Origin of the sequence: Halomicrobium katesii DSM 19301 (assembly GCF_000379085.1) — an archaeon.
Classification (GTDB): Archaea; Halobacteriota; Halobacteria; order Halobacteriales; family Haloarculaceae; genus Halomicrobium; species Halomicrobium katesii.
In genome coordinates, this window is record NZ_KB905378.1 from 1689685 (window position 1) to 1706479 (window position 16795).

The 16795-nt window shown below is 67.4% G+C and carries 19 protein-coding genes; 4 read left to right on the top strand and 15 right to left on the bottom strand.

The genetic code is table 11. The annotated features are described in order from the left end of the window. Window positions 1-73 precede the first annotated feature (73 nt). A complete protein-coding gene (locus tag HALKA_RS0109025) occupies window positions 74-1138 on the top strand; it encodes a Brp/Blh family beta-carotene 15,15'-dioxygenase (protein ID WP_018257673.1) in 1065 nt (354 codons plus the stop codon). On the opposite strand, the gene HALKA_RS0109030 is transcribed toward HALKA_RS0109025, so the two are convergent. The 7 genes from HALKA_RS0109030 to HALKA_RS0109060 form a co-directional block, all read right to left on the bottom strand. Further along, window positions 1139-1822 carry an RAD55 family ATPase gene (locus tag HALKA_RS0109030; protein ID WP_018257674.1) on the bottom strand — a complete coding sequence of 228 codons (684 nt, stop codon included), beginning with the start codon at window positions 1820-1822 and terminating at the stop codon, window positions 1139-1141. It abuts the gene before it with no gap. Then, complete coding sequence (locus HALKA_RS0109035; RefSeq protein ID WP_018257675.1) at window positions 1819-2739, bottom strand: GAF domain-containing protein; 921 nt, start codon at window positions 2737-2739, stop codon at window positions 1819-1821. The genes HALKA_RS0109030 and HALKA_RS0109035 overlap by 4 nt, the downstream gene beginning before the upstream one ends. 74 nt (window positions 2740-2813) lie before the next feature. Next, window positions 2814-4388, bottom strand: coding sequence for a hypothetical protein (locus tag HALKA_RS0109040; RefSeq protein WP_018257676.1), 1575 nt, complete (start codon window positions 4386-4388; stop codon window positions 2814-2816). Between the two features lie 106 nt (window positions 4389-4494). Continuing rightward, the gene (locus HALKA_RS0109045; RefSeq protein ID WP_018257677.1) at window positions 4495-5511 is read right to left on the bottom strand and encodes an amino acid ABC transporter permease; all 1017 of its coding nucleotides are present in this window, start codon (window positions 5509-5511) and stop codon (window positions 4495-4497) included. Then, window positions 5511-6242, bottom strand: coding sequence for an amino acid ABC transporter ATP-binding protein (locus HALKA_RS0109050; protein ID WP_018257678.1), 732 nt, complete (start codon window positions 6240-6242; stop codon window positions 5511-5513). The genes HALKA_RS0109045 and HALKA_RS0109050 overlap by 1 nt, the downstream gene beginning before the upstream one ends. Next, the gene (locus HALKA_RS0109055; protein WP_018257679.1) at window positions 6239-6955 is read right to left on the bottom strand and encodes an amino acid ABC transporter permease; all 717 of its coding nucleotides are present in this window, start codon (window positions 6953-6955) and stop codon (window positions 6239-6241) included. Before HALKA_RS0109055 ends, HALKA_RS0109050 begins: the two co-directional genes overlap by 4 nt. Before the next feature lie 5 nt (window positions 6956-6960). Beyond that, a complete protein-coding gene (locus tag HALKA_RS0109060; protein ID WP_026190240.1) occupies window positions 6961-7737 on the bottom strand; it encodes a basic amino acid ABC transporter substrate-binding protein in 777 nt (258 codons plus the stop codon). Between the two features lie 189 nt (window positions 7738-7926). On the opposite strand from HALKA_RS0109060, the gene HALKA_RS0109065 reads away from it, so the two are divergent. Beyond that, window positions 7927-8766, top strand: coding sequence for a DUF8528 domain-containing protein (locus HALKA_RS0109065; RefSeq protein WP_018257681.1), 840 nt, complete (start codon window positions 7927-7929; stop codon window positions 8764-8766). Between the two features lie 174 nt (window positions 8767-8940). Here the strand turns inward: HALKA_RS0109065 and HALKA_RS0109070 are convergent, their stop codons facing one another. The 5 genes from HALKA_RS0109070 to HALKA_RS0109095 form a co-directional block, all read right to left on the bottom strand. Continuing rightward, window positions 8941-9321, bottom strand: a complete 381-nt coding sequence (locus HALKA_RS0109070) for a GNAT family N-acetyltransferase (RefSeq protein WP_026190241.1) — start codon at window positions 9319-9321, stop codon at window positions 8941-8943. A 268-nt stretch (window positions 9322-9589) separates the two neighbouring features. Beyond that, entirely contained in the window at window positions 9590-10390 is an 801-nt protein-coding gene (locus tag HALKA_RS0109075) for an arginase family protein (protein WP_018257682.1), read from the bottom strand. 1 nt (window position 10391) lies between these two features. Continuing rightward, a complete protein-coding gene (locus HALKA_RS0109080) occupies window positions 10392-10766 on the bottom strand; it encodes a translation initiation factor IF-5A (RefSeq protein WP_018257683.1) in 375 nt (124 codons plus the stop codon). Between the two features lie 401 nt (window positions 10767-11167). Next, window positions 11168-12868: an AarF/UbiB family protein gene (locus HALKA_RS0109090; RefSeq protein ID WP_018257685.1), complete on the bottom strand. Its 1701-nt coding sequence runs from the start codon at window positions 12866-12868 to the stop codon at window positions 11168-11170. An 18-nt stretch (window positions 12869-12886) separates the two neighbouring features. Next, on the bottom strand, window positions 12887-13243 hold the full coding sequence (locus HALKA_RS0109095) for an Hsp20/alpha crystallin family protein (RefSeq protein ID WP_018257686.1): 357 nt from the start codon (window positions 13241-13243) through the stop codon (window positions 12887-12889). A gap of 137 nt (window positions 13244-13380) precedes the next feature. Here HALKA_RS0109095 and HALKA_RS0109100 point away from each other — a divergent pair, with 137 nt between their 5' ends. Continuing rightward, window positions 13381-14304, top strand: coding sequence for a molybdopterin-binding protein (locus HALKA_RS0109100; protein ID WP_018257687.1), 924 nt, complete (start codon window positions 13381-13383; stop codon window positions 14302-14304). Between the two features lie 75 nt (window positions 14305-14379). Here HALKA_RS0109100 and HALKA_RS0109105 read toward each other — a convergent pair whose 3' ends face one another. Next, the gene (locus HALKA_RS0109105; protein WP_018257688.1) at window positions 14380-15015 is read right to left on the bottom strand and encodes an HAD family hydrolase; all 636 of its coding nucleotides are present in this window, start codon (window positions 15013-15015) and stop codon (window positions 14380-14382) included. An 88-nt stretch (window positions 15016-15103) separates the two neighbouring features. Then, window positions 15104-15385 (bottom strand): LWR-salt protein, encoded by a 282-nt coding sequence (gene lwrS / locus HALKA_RS19460; RefSeq protein ID WP_018257689.1) that lies wholly within the window; start codon window positions 15383-15385, stop codon window positions 15104-15106. An 87-nt stretch (window positions 15386-15472) separates the two neighbouring features. On the opposite strand from lwrS, the gene HALKA_RS0109115 reads away from it, so the two are divergent. Then, entirely contained in the window at window positions 15473-16318 is an 846-nt protein-coding gene (locus tag HALKA_RS0109115) for a hypothetical protein (RefSeq protein ID WP_018257690.1), read from the top strand. Window positions 16319-16477: 159 nt separating this feature from the next. Here HALKA_RS0109115 and HALKA_RS0109120 read toward each other — a convergent pair whose 3' ends face one another. Next, entirely contained in the window at window positions 16478-16756 is a 279-nt protein-coding gene (locus HALKA_RS0109120; RefSeq protein ID WP_018257691.1) for a 4a-hydroxytetrahydrobiopterin dehydratase, read from the bottom strand. Between the last annotated feature and the right edge of the window lie 39 nt (window positions 16757-16795).

Genomic DNA, 16795 nt, shown 5'->3' on the forward strand with positions numbered 1-16795 from the left:
AGGGCACCTGCCGTTCCCACACACTGGGAGTTAGGTATCCCACTTTTTTCACGAACGACGCTAGCGTCCGACGATGCGCCCGACGGAGACCCTCTCGGCGTGGCGGCTGTACCGAGACGTGGACACACACCCGTCGCTCGGACTCTCTCGGGCCGCACTGCTGGTCTTGCTGGTCGGGTTCGGCGGGCTCGCACTCGCCGGGATCGAGGTTCCGCTCCGGGCCCAGATGGTCGTCTACCTCGTCGGGATGGTCGCGCTGAACCTCCCACACGGCGGGTACGAGCACTTCGAGAACCTCCGGCGGCGACGGCCGACGGTCCGGTGGCGGTACGTCGGAGCGTACCTGCTGGCCATCGGTGCCTTCGTGGGACTCTTTTTGCTCGCGCCGGTCGCGGGGCTCGCGCTCGCCCTGGTGGTCGCGATGGCGAAAGGCGGGCTCGGTGGGCTCCACGTGCTCGCGGCGACGAGTGGGACCGGACACCTGCAGACCCGTCCACAGCGTGCGCTCGCGATCGCCGTCCGGGGCGGTGCGGTCATGCTCGTCCCCATCGTCTTCCACCCGACGACGTTCCACAGCTTCAGCTCGCTCATGGTCGGACTCGTCGAACCCGGCGCGCTCGCGGCCTACAGCGGCCAGTTCGACCTGACCCGGCGCGTGATCGCCGTCGGTTACGCGCTCGCGCTGGGCGCGCACGTCGGACTGGGCTACGTCCGGGGCGGCGGCCGCTCCTGGCTCGTCGACGCGGGCGAGTCCGTCCTGCTGGCCGCGTACTTCGCCGCCGTGCCCGTGCTGGTCGCGGTCGGTCTGTACTTCCCGTTCTGGTACTCGGCCCGCCAGGTCGCTCGGACGGCGACCGTCGAGGCCGAACCGGTCGGCGACGACGAGTGGGATCTGGTCGGGGGTACCTCGGCGTCGACGGTGGTGCTGCGCGCGTGGGGCATTCTGATCGCCGGTGCGCTGGCGACGTTCGCCGTCCTCGCGGTCGTCTACTGGCTGTTCCCCAACCCCTTCGCCGGTACCGCCGCACTCCCCGGTGCAGTCGCGTTCTGGAGCGTCTTCATCAGTATCGTCGCGCTCCCGCACGTCCTCGTGGGCTCGCTGCTGGACCGCGACCGGGGCATCTGGTACGTTCCGTGACTACGGCAGCGTGAACGGCTGCCAGTCGTCCGGCTGACCGCGCAGGCCGCGCACGCGCAACTCGCCGTCGGCGTCGCCGTCTTCCGGTTCCCGGACTCCGATCCGCCCGTCGGCCACCTGACTGATCGTGTTGACCGTCTTCGTGTCGTGAGTCGTCGGATCGATCGAGAACAGCCCCAGTCCACCGGCGCTGTCGATCCGACCCGAGAGCGTCTGGACGAACCGGAACAGCGCCCGCATGTCGACGTACATCGACAGCGACGAGAGGCTGACCAGCCCGGTCCGAACGCGGCCGTCGGCGGCGTCGGCGTACAGCGACTCGTACAGCGCCGAGAAGCGCATCCCGATACCGGTGAGGTCGCTCTGGGTCGAGATCGACCTGACCCTGAGATCGAACTGCGACTCGGCGAGGTCCTGTCCGGTACAGTCGATGACGCCCGCCCGGTCGGTGTCGAACGACGGGTGGAGTCGACGGCAGCTGTCGAGCAGCGTCTCGCAGCTCTGGTTGGTCGAGACGAACAGCATGCCGTCGCCCGTCTCCGTCCCGTCGGCGACCATCGAGCGGACGAGGTCCTCGGCGCGGCTCAGCGCCGGCCCGGCGACCAGCACGGTCGACCCCGCCTCGATCGGTTCGATCGGGACGCCGTCGCCGAACTCGTAGACGCCGTCGGCTCCGCCGCTCATGGCTCTTCTCCGTCCGTCTCGACGCCGCCGTCCAGTCGGGCGTGGAGTTCGATCACATCCATGGCGACGGCCGCCAGATCGCGGAGATACGCTTCGTCGGCCGCCGAGAACGAACGCGGCTCGTCGTCGTAGACACACAGCGGCCCGATCACGAGCCCGCTCCTGGTCACGAGGTTCGCGCCCAGGTACGCCCGGATCCCCATGTCTAAGAGCGTGTCGCTGCGGGACTCGAAGCGCGGGTCCTCGGTCACGTCCTCGACGGCGAGCACATCGTCGTCTTCGACGATCGTGAACGTGCAGATGGAGTCCTGCCGGTCCATCGTGTCCCACTCGTTGGCCCCGCCGTAGCAGGCCAGAAAGTCCTGACTGTGCTCGCTGATGATGTTGATCGAGGCGCGCTCGACCGAGAAGTGCGTGGCCGCCAGGTCGGTGATGCGGTCCAGGGAGTCGAGCAGTGCTCGATCGTCGAGATCGTACGACTGGAGTGCCGCCAGCCGCTCGCGTTCGTTCTGTGGCAGCGGGTACGAGGCCTGTGACTTGCCCTCAACAGTCGTCTGGAGCAGTCTGGCCAGCCGCTCGGTCCCGAACACCGAGCCCTTGCCGACGTACTCGGTGATAGTCCCGCGCAGTTCGTCGGTGCTGATGGCGTCCGGAGCGGCGTCGGTATAGAGGATACAGCCCGCGTCCGGCGCGGTGTCACGGACCGCAGTGACCAGTTCCAGGCCCGTTCCGTCGGCCAGGTCGTACTCCGTGACGACGGCGGCCAGGTCGGTCGAGACGGCTGCTGTCGCGTCGTCGAGGGTCGCCGCGGTCTCGAAGACCGGGTCGAACTCCGTGAGCTCGGTCCGGAGCCGTTCGACCGTGTCCTGGCGGGCGTCCTCGTCGGGATCGACACAGAGGATGCGATGAGACGGCATGCTGTTGGCTACATCGTCTGCCACGAGCGGTATGTACGTACTGGCCGAAGTATCAACAGCGAAAACTGCGCACCCTACTCAGTGCCAAGCACCGCATCGAGCGTCGCGTCGTCGACGTGGCGGCCTTCCCGGCCCGCCGTGTAGGTCTTTGCGACGGCGATGGCCCGCCCGGTCCGGGAGTCGCCCAGATCCGGCGACAGCTCCGACTCCAGCAGGTCGGTCGTCCACGAGCACTCCTCGTAGTCGATCTCACCGGCGACGAGGCCCAGACACAGCGAGACGACGATGTCGTTCATCGCGTCGGTGACGAACGCCGGGGTCGCTCCGCTGATCGCTCCCAGCTGCTCTACGTCGACCTGCGTCCCGTTGACCGTCGCAGCGAACACGACCGAGCCGGCGGCCAGCTCGGGGGCCGTGTAGTCGCCGTCCGGTTCGTCGGCCGCGTACCGTTCGAGCGTCCGCCGACTCTCCTCGGCGACGGCGTCGGAGAGTTCCAGTTCGGCGACGAGGTCGGAGACGACCTCCGCCGGGCTGGGGCTGGGGATGTCCGCGTCGATTGCCTCGTCCAGCGCGCCCAGCGTCTGCACGACCGCGCGGGCCTCGACGGGCCGGCGGGCGGCCACGTCCCCGGCGTCGGTGTCGGCCTCGTTCAGTCGCAGCCCCGCGACGAGTGTCGCACCCGCCAGCTCGGTCGCGTTCGACACGTCGACCTCGCCGACGGCGTCGCCCACCATCCCGCGAGCGAGCAGGCGCGTCGGCGCGTCGACGTCGAGCTCCTCGACCAGCGCGTCGATCTCGTCTTCGACCGCTTGGACCGTCACGTCGGGCTCCTCCTCTGTCACCGCGGTCTCGGGCTCGCCGTCCGCGTCTTCCGGTGTCGGCTCAGAGGGAGTCTCGCCGTCCGCGTCTCCCGGTGTGGTCTCGTCGGACTCCGAAGCCGACTGCTCCTCGGCTTCGCCAGCGCCGTCGGTGGCAGTCGCCGCTTCGGGCGGCTTGGCCACCTGTCCCTCCGTCTCGGCGCTCATCTGGTAGCGCTCGTCTTGCAGTCGGTCACCGAGCAGGCGTTTGAGCGCCTCCGCGCGGTTCTCGATCGCTACGCGGCTGGTCTTCGAGGCCCCGCTGAGGACGTTCTGTACGTCCTCCGCGTCGTGGCCGTTGACCAGCGCCGCCAGCGACAGCGCACCCCCGGCGGTCGCCCCCGGCGAGCGCCCGTTCGCGATCACCTCCGGATTCAGCTCGAAGGCGTCAAGCAGGATCCGGTGTGCCACGTCGACCAGCGAGTCGGGCATCTCGACGGCCAGGCCCAGGCGGTCGGCCAGCGCCTGTGGCTTGGGTGGGACCTCGTCGACGTCGAGGTAGACGCTCGCGGTGTCGAGTTGCTGCTCGGTGATCGTGATCTCCCGGTCGTCGAGCAGCTCGGACCACGCGCTCGCGACCGTCTCCTCGTCGACCGGGAGCCCGTCCTCGCGGGCCGACAGGACCAGTGCCGCCGCAAGGAAGTCGTCGACGTTCCCCTCGTCGATCTCGGGCTTGTTGCGCAGCTGTCCCAGCCGGACCTGGGTGATCTGTAACGTCTCTTTCGGTATCTGGAGTTGCTCGCAGACGCGGAGCAACCGATCCTCGACGCCGTCTCCTGCATTACTTGCCATACTCCAGTCGTTCACGCTTCACTGTCTTAACTTTTGGATGCTCGAACCGCCGATCGGAGCTGTCGCGGGACCGTCGCCGTCCCGGAGCGTCGAGCGACGGGTCCCCTCACCGCTCGTCTGCTGGCCCGAGGCCGGGGACGGCGACGGCCGATTCGAGCCGATCCATCGCCAGCGCGGTCGTCAACACCAGCGCGAGATACAGCACTGCCACGACGACGTAGGTGTCGGTGACCCGGAAGCTATCGGAGGCGATGATCCGGGCCTGCCGGAACAGCTCGGGCACGGTGATGAACGCGGCCAGCGAGGAGTACTTGATGAGATAGACGAACTCGTTGGTCCAGCCGGGGATCGCGTAGCGCAACCCCTGTGGCAGGACGACGTGGCGGATCCCCGCCGCCTTCGAGAGGCCGATCGATCGGGCGGCCACGAGTTGTCCGCTGTCGACCGACTGGAGCGCGCCCCGGATGTACTCGGCCTGGTAGGCCGAGGAGTTGATCGTGAAGCCGACGATCGCCACGAAGACGGCCGCCCGTGGCACGGCTCCCTCGCCGACGAACCCGAGCCCCTCGATCTCCTCTGCCAGGGGGAGCCCGTAGTACAGCAAGAACAGCTGGGCGAGCAGCGGCGTCCCGCGAACGAGCTCCGTGTACGCGAGCGAGATGTGTCTGACGAGCCACCCGCCGTAGACCCGCGCGACGGAGAGCGGGACGGCGATCGCCAGCCCGAGCACCATCGAGGCGAGCGTCAGGTACACCGTGATGAAGGCACCGGCGGCCATCGCCGGCCCGCCCTCGATGGCGAAGGCCGTCAGTTCGAACGGCCAGGCGAGCCACTCCGCGACGAGTCCGAGCGGCCCCAGATCGGCACCGACAGCGGTCAGGGTCTCGGCGGCGTTCGCGAACGGTGCGGTCGGGAGCCACGGCTCGCGAGCGAGCACCGCCGTCTCCGAGCGGATCAGGTCCGGGACGCCAAGCGCCGTGGCGACGGCGTCGAGGACCGTGTTGTGGTAGGCCCAGCGCAGCGACAGCCACGTCCAGAAGACGACGCCGACGGTCACGACGGCGACGCGTCGCCGGCCCGGCAGATCGCCGACTGCGGCGGGTTGGGTCTGGTCCGCGCTCATCAGTGGATCTCTGTGAGGTCGCCCAGGAACTCGCGTGTGCGATCGTGTTCGGGGTCGTCGAACAGCTGTTCGGGCGGTCCCCGTTCGACGATCCGTCCGTCGTCGAGGAAGGTGAGCGTCGTGGCCGCAGAGCGGGCAAAGCCCATCTCGTGGGTGACACACAGCATCGTCATCCCCTCGTCGGCCAGGTCGTTCATCACGCCCAGCACCTCGCCGATCAGTTCCGGGTCCAGCGCGCTGGTGGGCTCGTCGAAGAGGATGAGCTCCGGGTCCATCGCCAGCGAGCGAGCGATCCCGACCCGCTGTTTCTGGCCGCCGGACAGCTCTGCCGGGTAGGAGTCTGCCTGCTCGGCCAGCCCGACGCGGTCGAGGTACTCCATCGCGCGGTCGTGGGCCTCGCCGCTCGGGAGATCGAGCACCTCGGTCAGCCCCAGCGTGACGTTGCCCACCGCGGTGCGGTGCGCGAAGAGGTTGAAGTCCTGAAACACCATCCCGACCCGTCGCCGGAGGTCGTTCTCGTCCATCGCGTGGACGTCCTCGTCGTCGAGGAAGATCGACCCGCCGTCGATCTCGGTGAGACGGTTGACACAGCGCAACAGGGTGGACTTGCCCGACCCGCTCGGGCCGACGATCACGTCCACGTCCCGTGTGTCCATCTCGAACCCGACGCCGTGCAGTACCTCCTCTGTCCCGTACGATTTCTCGACGTCTTCGAGTCGAAGTAGGCTCATTCGTTGCCTCCTGGGATCGCGTAGCGGTCGTGTAGTCGATCGAGCGTCCGGTTCGTCGCGACGGTCAACACGAAGTAGATCGCGGTGATCGTGAGGATGACCTCCATCACGGCGGTGCCCCGGCCGGGCTGGAGATAGAGGTTCTCGGCCCGAGTCAGGAGCTCCGCCAGCCCGATCGCGAAGGCGACGCTGGTGTCTTTCAGCACGATCGTGAACTCGTTTTGAAAGCCGGGGATCGAGCGCCGGATCGCCTGCGGAAAGATCACGTGGCGGATGGCCTGGAGCTTGCTCATGCCGATCGAGCGGGCTCCCTCCATCTGGCCCTCGCTGATCGACTGTATCGCACCCCGGAACACCTGGCTCTGATAGGCCCCGCTGCGGAGCCCGAGGGCCAGCGTCGCCGCGAGAAACGGCGTCACCTGGATGTCGAGCGCCGGCACGGTGCCAAGCTGTGGGATCGGGAGCCCGAAGTACAGCACCACGACGAGCACGACGATCGGCGTGCCACGGAAGACGACGCCGACGGTGCCGACCACCGACCGGAGCGAGTCCGGCCCGTACACCTCGATCGCCCCCATCGGGAACCCGGCCAGGAACCCCAGCGAGAGACTGGTGATCGTCAGCAACACCGTGACGATCGTCCCCAGCAGCAGGAAGTCCGCGTTGCTGGCGACGAAGAGCCAGTCGCTGCTTTGCAACACGATCCCCGCCATCTATCTCACTCGAACCACTCGCCGACGAGCTCGTCGTAGGTCCCGTCGTCGCGCAGTTCCGCGAGCGCGTCGTTCAGATCGCTCAGGCGCTCGTCGTCGGGACGCATCCCCATGCCGAACTGCTCGCCGGTGTCGATGACGAACGCGATCGCGACCGCACGGTCGCCCGCGAAGCTCCCGGCCACGGGCTCGTCGACGATCACGGCGTCGACGTTGCCGTTTTCGAGGTCCTGGGCTGCCAGCGTGTAGTTGTCGTAGCGCCGGAGGTCGTCTTCGGCGACGAGTCCGTCCTCGACGAGCGCCTCGGCCTCGCCCTCGCCCGTGGTGCCGCCCTGGGCACCGACGCGGACGCCTTCGAGATCCTCGACCGACTCCGGCTGGAACTCGCCGCCTTCCCGGACGAGGACGGCCTGGCTGGACTCCCAGTAGGGGTCGGTGAAGTCGATCTGCTCCTGGCGGTCCGGGCCGATCGTCATGCCGGCGGCGATCAGATCGATGTCGCCGTCCAGCACCGACGGGATTAGCGACTCGAAGGCGATATCCTGCCACTCGCCGACCTCGTAGCCGGCCCGGTCGATGACCGTCTCGGCCAGCTCGATGTCGAAGCCGACCAGTTCGCCGTCCTCGGTGTACTCGAACGGCGGGAACCCGGAGTTCGTCCCGGGAACGATCGTCTCCGTGTTCTCTTCGCTACTCGAACAGCCGGCGATCGCCGTCGTGGCTCCGAGAGCCCCGACGGTCTTCATGTACGCCCGCCGATCCATACTGTACGTACGAGCCATATCGAGTGATCGGTAGAGCCACTGTTGAACGTTTCGGGCCTGTTCTGGATGGTCTATCATGCCGACGGCGGTGATCGGCATTTTTCGAGGACGGGCGAGGGGGTAATCACTCGCAGCTCTGCTTCGTATCTGAACACCGCCGTCTCTGTGGCGGGACCATTTATGTTCGCGCGTACCACACGGGTGAGCATGGAACAGCTATCCTCGTGTTACTTCTGTGGAGCCGCCCTCGACGCCCAGATCGAGCCCTACCAGGTCGTGCCGGCGTCGCTGGAGCCGACCGACGACCAGCAGCGAGCCGTCTCGCTGTGTCCGAGCTGTCGCCAGAAGCTCGCACACGTCGTCGAGACCGTCGTCGAAGCCAGCGACGACGGGGACGCCACCGCGGCCATGGACGACGTGTCGGATCTCGACCCCGAGGGAACGCTCCTCGACGACGAGCCAGGCACCGCGACCAAGGGAGAGGACTCCGTGGCCGACAGCCAGTCGACGGACGCGAGCAACGACACGAAACCGGAACCGGAACCCGCACACGAGGGGCGATCCGACGACGGTAGTGAGCCGTCCCAGTCCGACGCCGACGGACAGGCCAAGCGCACGGGATCCCGTCACTCTCACAACGGGACGGCCGACGAGCAGGCTGTCGATCGCCGCCGCGACGGCGAGACGCGAACGGACCGTGCCCCGGACGAACGTCGGGCCGAGAGCAGCGAGCGACGCGACGGTGCCGGTCCGCAACGAGACGGCCGGGGCGCAAGCGACGACGCCGAGGCCGACCGGACACAGCAGACTCACAGTGCCGGCGACACGGGCGAGGACGACGACGGACCGTCGCTGACGGCACTGGAGTACAACAAGGTGATGCGACTCCTCCAGAACCGAGAGTTCCCGGTCGAACGCGCCGAGATCCACGACATCGCGACGAGCGCCTACGAGATCAGCGACCGGGAGTTCGACGCGATCATCGACGCCGCGATCAAGCGCGGGCTCATCGACGAGGAGGACGGCACGCTCGTGAGCGGCGACTGATCGCGATCACTCGACTCGCTGCGTGTAGGTCACCTGTTTCTCGGTGAAGCCGTTGTCCTCGTAGACGCTGCGCGCCCCCTCGTTGGCCCACTCATACGGAAAGTTGTAGGTCTTTACCAGATCGACCGCACGACGGCGTGCGGTCGACTGGGTAAACGCCTACAACCGTCCGTATCACAGGAGACTTCCAGGTAGTCGACGCCGCGTTCGCGCGCGCCGCTCGACGCACTCGATGGCCGCAGTGCCGTGGCCCCGATCTCTGTGGCCCTGCTCGACGAACAGATCGACGATCTGGAGATACCTGTCCAGTGCCCGCGAGGAGTGCTCGCCTTCGCGTACGAGCACCGAGCCGACCGTCCGGCCGTCGACTTCCAGCAGGAAGGCCGTGGTGTCGTCACCGTTGACGTGGTGCTGTGCGATGCCCTCGACGACGTCCGCCGGATCGTCGTGAGCCAGTTCGTTCAGCTCCGAGTACGGCTCCATCTCGCTGGCCAGCTGGAACCAGTACTCGGCGAGCAGTTCGGCGTCGTCTCGGGTCGCCTCGACGAGATCCATACACCGGTCACAGAGCCGCCGTGGATAGCTGTTCTGGTGGTCTGGGAACTGATCGCACGCCTACCGACGGTAGTGTTCAGAGAAGCGACCGCGCTGGCTGAGTTGCAGACACCGAAAGCCCTCGGCCCGCTGGCCCGATCTGTGGCGGCACTATTCGACCGGAGAGAGAGAGAATATCCGCCACAGATCGGGCTACCGAGCGACGCGAGGGCTTTCGTTGACTGAATGACCCTACTCACTCTTATCTGAACACCGCCGGTCCTGACGATCAGCTGTCCGCGTGTGCGAACACGAACGAGCGCAGCAGCTTCCCGGCGAGCACCGCAGCCTGCCCGTCGTCGCGGTCGTTGACCTCCACCATGTCGAAGCCGACGGCGTGGGGCGCGACCGCCCGAACCACGTCGCGTAGCACACGTGGGGTCAGCCCGAACGGCTCTCTGGTACCGGTGCCGGGTGCGAAGCCCGGATCGGCGGCGTCGATGTCGAGCGAGCAGTACACCCGCTCGTCCTCGAAGTCGGGCTCCCAGTCCGCGACCGCGTCGGGCTCGACGACGGTCACGTCGGCCTCGCTCGCACGCTCCCACTCGCTTCGACAGCCGCTGCGGGCACCCAGAACGATCGCCCGGTCGGCGACGGCCAGCGCGTGGCGCGTGACGGTCGCGTGGCTCAGGGGGTTGCCGGCGTACTCTTCGCGGAGGTCGAGGTGAGCGTCGAGACAGCAAAACACGTCCGGATCGAGGGCCCGAACCCCGGCGACGGAGACGGTGTGTTCCCCGCCGACCAGGAGGGGGATCGCTCCGTCGTCGGCGTAGTCCCGGACTGTGCCGCGGAGAAAGGCCAGATAGTCGGCCACGTCGTCGGTCGGACCGATGTCGCCGTGGTCGGCGACCGCGAGGTCGGTGAACCGCTGGTCGGTCCGCCGATCGTAGTCCTCGAACGACTCGGCGTAGTGGCGGACGCGGCGCGGCCCGAAGCGCGTCCCGGGCTCGAACGTCGTCGAGGCGTCGAGTGGCGCACCGACGACGACGTAGTCGGCCGCGTCGGGGTCTGTGGCCGCGCCAGGAAACATCTTAGACGATCTTGCGCTGTTCCTCGTACTCCAGGTACTCGATCTCGTCGTCGGGGTTGAGATCCTCGTCCTCGGGGATGCGCATCGTGAACGTGTCGTAGGTCTCTAAGTCCATCACCTGTGCGTCGTCGCCCGTGACGGAGACGACCTGGCCCTGCTTTCGCTGGATGATCGGCACCCAGATCTTCGCGTCGACGGGCTGGGAGAGCGAGCGCTTCTTGCCGTCGAAGACGCCTTTCCCGTCGACACGGGCCTTGGCACTGCCGTGCTTGCCCGGCTTGGCCGTGCTGTAGGCGGTGATCTTGCAGGGCGTCTCTTCCATCATCACGTAGCTGCCCTCGTCGAGTTCGCGAACTTCGGTCTGTTGTCGTGGCATACGCCCGGATTATCCATGTGCGAGTATAAACGGTTTGGAATGGCGGCGGAGAAATCGCTGTCGACGGGGATCAGAACGGACACACCGAGGACTCACGCCTCGGCTGGCTCCGGTTCGAGTGTCGTCTCGACGACACGATACGCCGCGTAAACCCCCAGACGATCAGTCCGAGGAGGATGCTGTACGACCGCACTTCCAGCGGGACGAGCGCCTCGTGGACGATCTGGCTCCCCGTCGATGGGGTGTCCGCTTCCGAAGAGCATCTCCAGCAGGCCGATGGCGACGACGCCGAACGTCACCGCTCGTCCCAACAGCCGCGCGTGTCTATCTGTTCCGGCAAGAGTGTCACTCCAGTGTCCTTCTCAAAACAGCGGGGCATAAACACACGGGCGAAACGCCGTTCACTCCTCGTCAGGGCCGTAGCTCGACGCGTAGCCGGCGTCGTCGGCCGACTCCCGCTGGCGCATGCTCTGTCGGGTGAACTGGGGTGTCGCACGCAGTCCTTTCGACCGGCGAAAGGAGAGGTACGTGACGCCAGCGACCGCCAGCGTCCCGACACCCGCGACAGCCGTCGCTTCGTCGGTCGAGGCGGTGTACAGCAACGCCGTCGAGAGGGTTCCACTGGCGAGGATCATTCCGAGAATCAGCCGGCGGGTCATCCGTTCGAGGACGCCGTCAGAGTCCTCGATGTCGGCCCGGACGTGCAGGTCCTCGCGTTCGATCCGGTCGAGCGCGGACTCCAGTTTCGGCGGCACCCGGACCATCGACTCGGCGGCGTCCCGAACCTCGTCGGCCCGGTCCTGGGCGTACTGCTTCGCGCCGGCAGCGATGTGGCCTTCCTCCCGGAGGTACTCCGTCGCGACCGTGATGAAGTCGAAGTCCGGGTCCAGCGTCACGCACACTCCCTCGACGACCGTGGCGACGCGCAACACGAGTGCGAGGTTCGCCGGGAGCCGGAGCGGGAACTCGTAGATGGTGTCTTCGACCTGCTGGATGATCTGCTGGACGCGGTACTGTTCGAGGTCCTCGCCGCGGGCGTCGGCGATGGCCAGCTCCATCACCTCGCCCATCACTTGCCGGTCGGCCTCGGGGCTCAGCGTCCCCATCTCGATCAGTGCGTCGAGGATGGCGTCGATGTCCTGGCTCGCGACGGCCGCGTAGAAGTCGACGATCCGGTCCTGCACGAAGGGGTCGACCCGCCCGGACATCCCGAAGTCGTAGAACACGAGCGTCCCGTCGGACTGCACTGCGAGGTTCCCCGGATGTGGGTCGGCGTGGAAGACGCCGTCGTCGATGATCATCTGGAGGTAGCTGCGCTGGAGCGTCTCGGCGAGTCGGGTCCGGTCGACCGACAGCTCGTCGAGTTCCTCCACGTCGTTGATCTTCGTTCCGGGGAGGTACTCCATGGTCAACACCCGGTTCGTCGAGTGGGTCTCGACGACGCCGGGGATGCGGATGCGGTCGTTGTCGGCGAAGTTACCGCGGATCTCGGTGAGCATCTCCGCTTCCCGACCGTAATCCATCTCCTCGCGGATCGTCTTCGAGAACTCGTCGGCCAGCGTCTCCAGGGAGAACGAGCGCGTCTCGCCGACGAAGTACATCAGGATCGGGAGCGACCAGCGGATCGCCCGCAGGTCGGCCTCGACGAGGTCCTCGATGCCGGGGCGTCGGATCTTCACCGCCACGGCATCGCCGTCGACCTCGGCGCGGTACACCTGGCCGAGACTGGCCCCGCTGATGGCCTCGTCCTCGAAGTCGTCGAACGCCTCGTCGACGGGACCGAGCTCGTCTTCGAGGACGGTCCGGGCCTCGTCCCAGGGCGCTGGCGGCACCCGATCTTGCAGCTGGGCGAACTCGTCGATGTATTCGGGCGGGAGGACGTCAGGCCGCGTCGACAGCAGCTGTCCCAGCTTGATGAACGTCGGTCCCAGCGTCAGCAGCGAGTCCAGCAGCCGGCCGGCGCGGCGACGGCGCTGTTCGGGATTGACGTCTCTGGAGCGCCCGAACAGGAGAAATCGGTTCCGGTCCCGTGCGTAGGACAGCCCCAGCGGGAGGAAGTGGCGAACGACGACGACGAACCGCCAGTAGGCGCGGAGATTCACCGATGAGCCACCCCGTGATCAGGCGTCCTCGACGGGGATCGTCGTCTCGGTTCCGACACCCGCTTTCGGCAGTCTGAGTTCGAAGACGCCGCGGTCGATCGTCCCCTCGGCACCCGCCCCCGTCGCGTCCGGGGGAAGCGGGAGCTCCGCGTCGAGAAACAGCGAGCGGTCTTCTTCGACGTACCGGAAGTCGGAGCCCACGTCTTTCCCGCGCTGGGCCTCGATCACGATCGTCCCTCCGTCGACGCTGACGTCGATCGTGTCGGCAGTGACGCCTGGAAGGTCGACGACCAGCAGGTAGGCGTCGTCCGATTCGAGCACGTCGGCGAACACCGAGGCGGGGAGATCCCCCAGGGCGTCACGGAGCGCTGACATACACGGTGCTTGGGAATGGTGGGCGAAAAAGGCCGCGGTCGCGGCCAGAAACGGTGCCGGGACGGCTTCTCGCCGGCCGCCGCCGCTGGCGGGACGGACACGGCCGGACTTTTGTTCACGGCGTCGAACAGAGAGACATGAGCGATTCCACAGGCGATCTGACGGCGATCGCCGACGCCCGCGACACGCTCGCGACGCTGGTCGAGCCCATCGAACGCACCGACACCGTCCCGCTGTCGGTTGCGGAAGGACGTGTGCTCGCCGAGGAGCTGGTGGCCCGCGAGAGCAGCCCGGCCGACTGGATCGCGGTCGACGACCGGCTCTTTGCTCCGGGCCACCGCCTGCGCTCGACGGATCTCGGGCTCCTGAAAGTGGCCGGCGTCGACGACGTACTCGCCGTCCAGCGCCCGACGGTCGGTATCGTTCCGACCGGCGACGAGCTCGTCCAGCGCGAGGCCGGCGCGGGCGAGCGCGTCGAGACGACGGCGTTCACGCTCTCTCAACACGTCGACCGCTGGGGCGGGAAGGTGACCTACCGCGACACCGTCGGCGAGGATCGCCACGCGCTCCGGACGGCGATCCAGCGGGATCTGACCCGCGACGCGCTGGTCGTGACCGGCGTGACGGCGGGCGATCCCGTCCGCGAAGTCGTCGCGGACCTCGGATCGATCCACGTCGACGGCGTCGCCAGCGATCCGGGCCAGACGGTCGCCGTCGCCAGCGTCGAGGAGCGGCCGATCCTGCTCGTACCGGAGTCACCGGTCGACTGTCTCGTCGCCGCCGTCCAGTTGCTCCGTCCGCTCGTCGCCGAACTCTCGGGCGCACCGCTGCCCGCTCGCGCACACCACCACGCCGCGCTGTCGGAGTCAGTCGAGAGCGCGCCCGGCGTCAGGACCCTCGTTCCGGTCGAGTTGGCCGATCACGTGGCGACTCCGCTGGGGGACGGCCAGCCCACGCTTCGAGACGTGATCCGGGCCGACGGCTGGGTCACGGTCGAAGCGGGCGACGACGGACTGGCCGCCGAGGCGTCGGTCGGCGTGATCGACTGGGAACACGCCTAACGGGAGCTCTCGTCGCCGTTTGCCGGCCGGACGCCGCGGTCGCTCCAGTACGTATCGAACGGAGTTCGGACGGGCTCAGCTCATCTCGCCGAATCCGGTGACGCGGCGGTCACCGAGGACACACTGGCCGCGCTCTGCGGGATCGTAGCGCTCGACGTGGATCGCGTCGAGCCCGGCGTTCCAGGCGGCACCGATGTCGTCGGGGTCGTCCCCGGCCAGAACTCCCTCGTAGCCGTCGTGGGCGACGCCGAGATCCGTCATGGCCATCTCGACGGGCGTGGGATCGGGCTTCCAGCCGGTCTCGTCAGAACAGCACACGACCGTGTCGAACCAGTCTCGGATGTCGAGTCGATCCAGCACCGGATCCGTGAGGTACGACTGGCAGTGCGTGACCACGCCGACCGGCGCGTCGATCTCGCAGATGAACGACTCGGCGTCGTCGTAGAGGTAGGTCGCCCCGGCTCGGTCGGCGGGCTGCTCGACCTCGTGGAACGTCTCCCAGAACCGCTCGGGGTCGACGCCGCGCCGGCGCAGGACGCGTTCTCGGACGCCGCCGAGGCCGTACCAGAGGATCTCCGCCTCTCGCTCCGTGAAGGAGACGCCGAGCCGGTCGCCGACCGCCGACACGACTCGGGGCGGGTACGACGGGTCGATGTCGACGACGGTCCCGTCGAGATCGAACAGCCAGAAGTCGTAGTCGGTGCGGGCCATCGCGACTGCGTTCGTAGGGTCGCGACGAGTAAATAGCTTCTGGGCCGCCGAACCGTTCAGAGACCGGCTACGACACCGTAGCCGCCGGCTACTCCGACTCGACCCTGATCGAGCTTCCCAGGTACGTCCGGAGCACTTCCGTGACGGACTCGGCGTTGAAAAGCGACGGATCGTCCGCGATCGCCGATTTCAGTGCCGCGAAGTATGCCTCGTCGGTCTGGAGCTCCTGAAAGCGCACGTCGTCGACCGACACGCCGAGGGCGTCCTCGGTCTCTGTCCCGAAGAACGCGGGGTCGTTCAGCGCCCCGCGCCAGCAGTTGTCTCGGAAGAACAGCCAGCCGTCGTCGCCGTCTCCTAGCTGTCGCGACATACTCACACAGACGGCTACCGCCGGCAAAACGGTTCGCACGGCCGGAAAAATATAACCAGGTTCGGGCTGAACCCCGAAGCGCCCTTCATGAATCTCACGTTCGACAGCGGCAAACTCCTGTACGGACTGGGCGTCGCGTTCGCGCTCGGCGCGCTGGTCTATTTCGCCCGTGACGTGGTGTTCGAACTCTCGATCACGGTGACCGCGGCGCTGTTGCTCGTCGCGTTCGTCGGCTTCTTGCTGGCCGGACTGTCCCGAGAGCGGGACCCGCTTGGGACCGTCGCGTTCACGATCTCGGGGCTCTCGTACGTGGTCTTTCTGGGCTACGTCGTCTCCCGGTACGAACCAGGTGAGACGATCGTGTTCCTCCTCCTCGCCGGCTCGGCCGCGCTGTTCGTCGGCCTGGGCTACGGCGTCAGAGAGGTCGATATCGCTCTCGGCCGTCGGACGACGATCGGCGTCGTGATCGCGCTGCTGGTCGTCAGCGCCTCGCTGGTGACGGCCGACGCGCTCGGTGGCGACGTGACCTACACCGTCGAGACGAACGATACCACGACGGTGGCGCTGTCCAGCGTCGAGAGCGACACCGACCGAGTTCGCGGGACGGCTCGCGTCGGCACGCTCACCGCCACGAACCCCTCGTGGTTCACTCGGCCGGTCGATCTCCCCTCGATCCGTGGCTGTCTCGCTGGCGTCGAGCAGGGAGACCGTAGTCGCATAGATGTCGACTACGAGCCGGCGAGCTACGACACGCCGAACCGCCTCGGCGGCCAGTCGACGCGCGTCCACGAACTCACAGTGTCGTTCGAGTTCGCCGCGAACCAGACCGGGGATCGGCGCTTCGCCGTCGAACGCCGAGGTGACTGTGAGCCGACGCCCTCGGAGCCGACGCTGTTTCTCGTCGTCGAGCCGGACGACGGCCGGATCGACTGATACGGACGGTTGTAGGCGTTTACCCAGTCGACCGCACGACGGCGTACGGTCGATCTGGTAAAGACCTACAACTTTCCGTATGAGAAAACGGCGACAGCGATCCGTCTGACGCCAGTCGACGGCCGACGCGTTCCGGGGCGTGACAGCCCCGACGGACTCTCACTCGTGGATCTCGTCGAATCGCTCGGCCAGCTCGATGTCGTTTGCCGTGATGCCACCCGCGTCGTGAGTCGTCAGGCGCACCTCGACCTCGCGCCAGCCGATCGTCATCTCCGGGTGGTGAAACGCCTCCTGTGCGAGGCCACCGGCGGCCGCCGCGAAGCCGACGCCGTCGAGGTAGGCGTCGAACTCGTAGGACCGGACGATCTCGTCGCCCTCGCGGTCCCAGTCGTCGGGTAGCTGTGCCGCGATCTCGTCGTCGCTGAGCAGGTCAGCCATGTGACCACCGACGGACGGAATCGGCAAAACAGTTGGCCC

What these genes read in the sequence shown, in the direction of transcription:
- HALKA_RS0109025 (WP_018257673.1), top strand. Translation starts at nt 74, where the DNA reads ATGCGCCCGACGGAGACCCTCTCGGCGTGGCGGCTGTACCGAGACGTG.
- HALKA_RS0109030 (WP_018257674.1), bottom strand. Translation starts at nt 1,822, where the DNA reads ATGAGCGGCGGAGCCGACGGCGTCTACGAGTTCGGCGACGGCGTCCCG.
- HALKA_RS0109035 (WP_018257675.1), bottom strand. Translation starts at nt 2,739, where the DNA reads ATGCCGTCTCATCGCATCCTCTGTGTCGATCCCGACGAGGACGCCCGC.
- HALKA_RS0109040 (WP_018257676.1), bottom strand. Translation starts at nt 4,388, where the DNA reads ATGGCAAGTAATGCAGGAGACGGCGTCGAGGATCGGTTGCTCCGCGTC.
- HALKA_RS0109045 (WP_018257677.1), bottom strand. Translation starts at nt 5,511, where the DNA reads ATGAGCGCGGACCAGACCCAACCCGCCGCAGTCGGCGATCTGCCGGGC.
- HALKA_RS0109050 (WP_018257678.1), bottom strand. Translation starts at nt 6,242, where the DNA reads ATGAGCCTACTTCGACTCGAAGACGTCGAGAAATCGTACGGGACAGAG.
- HALKA_RS0109055 (WP_018257679.1), bottom strand. Translation starts at nt 6,955, where the DNA reads ATGGCGGGGATCGTGTTGCAAAGCAGCGACTGGCTCTTCGTCGCCAGC.
- HALKA_RS0109060 (WP_026190240.1), bottom strand. Translation starts at nt 7,737, where the DNA reads ATGGCTCGTACGTACAGTATGGATCGGCGGGCGTACATGAAGACCGTC.
- HALKA_RS0109065 (WP_018257681.1), top strand. Translation starts at nt 7,927, where the DNA reads ATGGAACAGCTATCCTCGTGTTACTTCTGTGGAGCCGCCCTCGACGCC.
- HALKA_RS0109070 (WP_026190241.1), bottom strand. Translation starts at nt 9,321, where the DNA reads ATGGATCTCGTCGAGGCGACCCGAGACGACGCCGAACTGCTCGCCGAG.
- HALKA_RS0109075 (WP_018257682.1), bottom strand. Translation starts at nt 10,390, where the DNA reads ATGTTTCCTGGCGCGGCCACAGACCCCGACGCGGCCGACTACGTCGTC.
- HALKA_RS0109080 (WP_018257683.1), bottom strand. Translation starts at nt 10,766, where the DNA reads ATGCCACGACAACAGACCGAAGTTCGCGAACTCGACGAGGGCAGCTAC.
- HALKA_RS0109095 (WP_018257686.1), bottom strand. Translation starts at nt 13,243, where the DNA reads ATGTCAGCGCTCCGTGACGCCCTGGGGGATCTCCCCGCCTCGGTGTTC.
- HALKA_RS0109100 (WP_018257687.1), top strand. Translation starts at nt 13,381, where the DNA reads ATGAGCGATTCCACAGGCGATCTGACGGCGATCGCCGACGCCCGCGAC.
- HALKA_RS0109105 (WP_018257688.1), bottom strand. Translation starts at nt 15,015, where the DNA reads ATGGCCCGCACCGACTACGACTTCTGGCTGTTCGATCTCGACGGGACC.
- lwrS (WP_018257689.1), bottom strand. Translation starts at nt 15,385, where the DNA reads ATGTCGCGACAGCTAGGAGACGGCGACGACGGCTGGCTGTTCTTCCGA.
- HALKA_RS0109115 (WP_018257690.1), top strand. Translation starts at nt 15,473, where the DNA reads ATGAATCTCACGTTCGACAGCGGCAAACTCCTGTACGGACTGGGCGTC.
- HALKA_RS0109120 (WP_018257691.1), bottom strand. Translation starts at nt 16,756, where the DNA reads ATGGCTGACCTGCTCAGCGACGACGAGATCGCGGCACAGCTACCCGAC.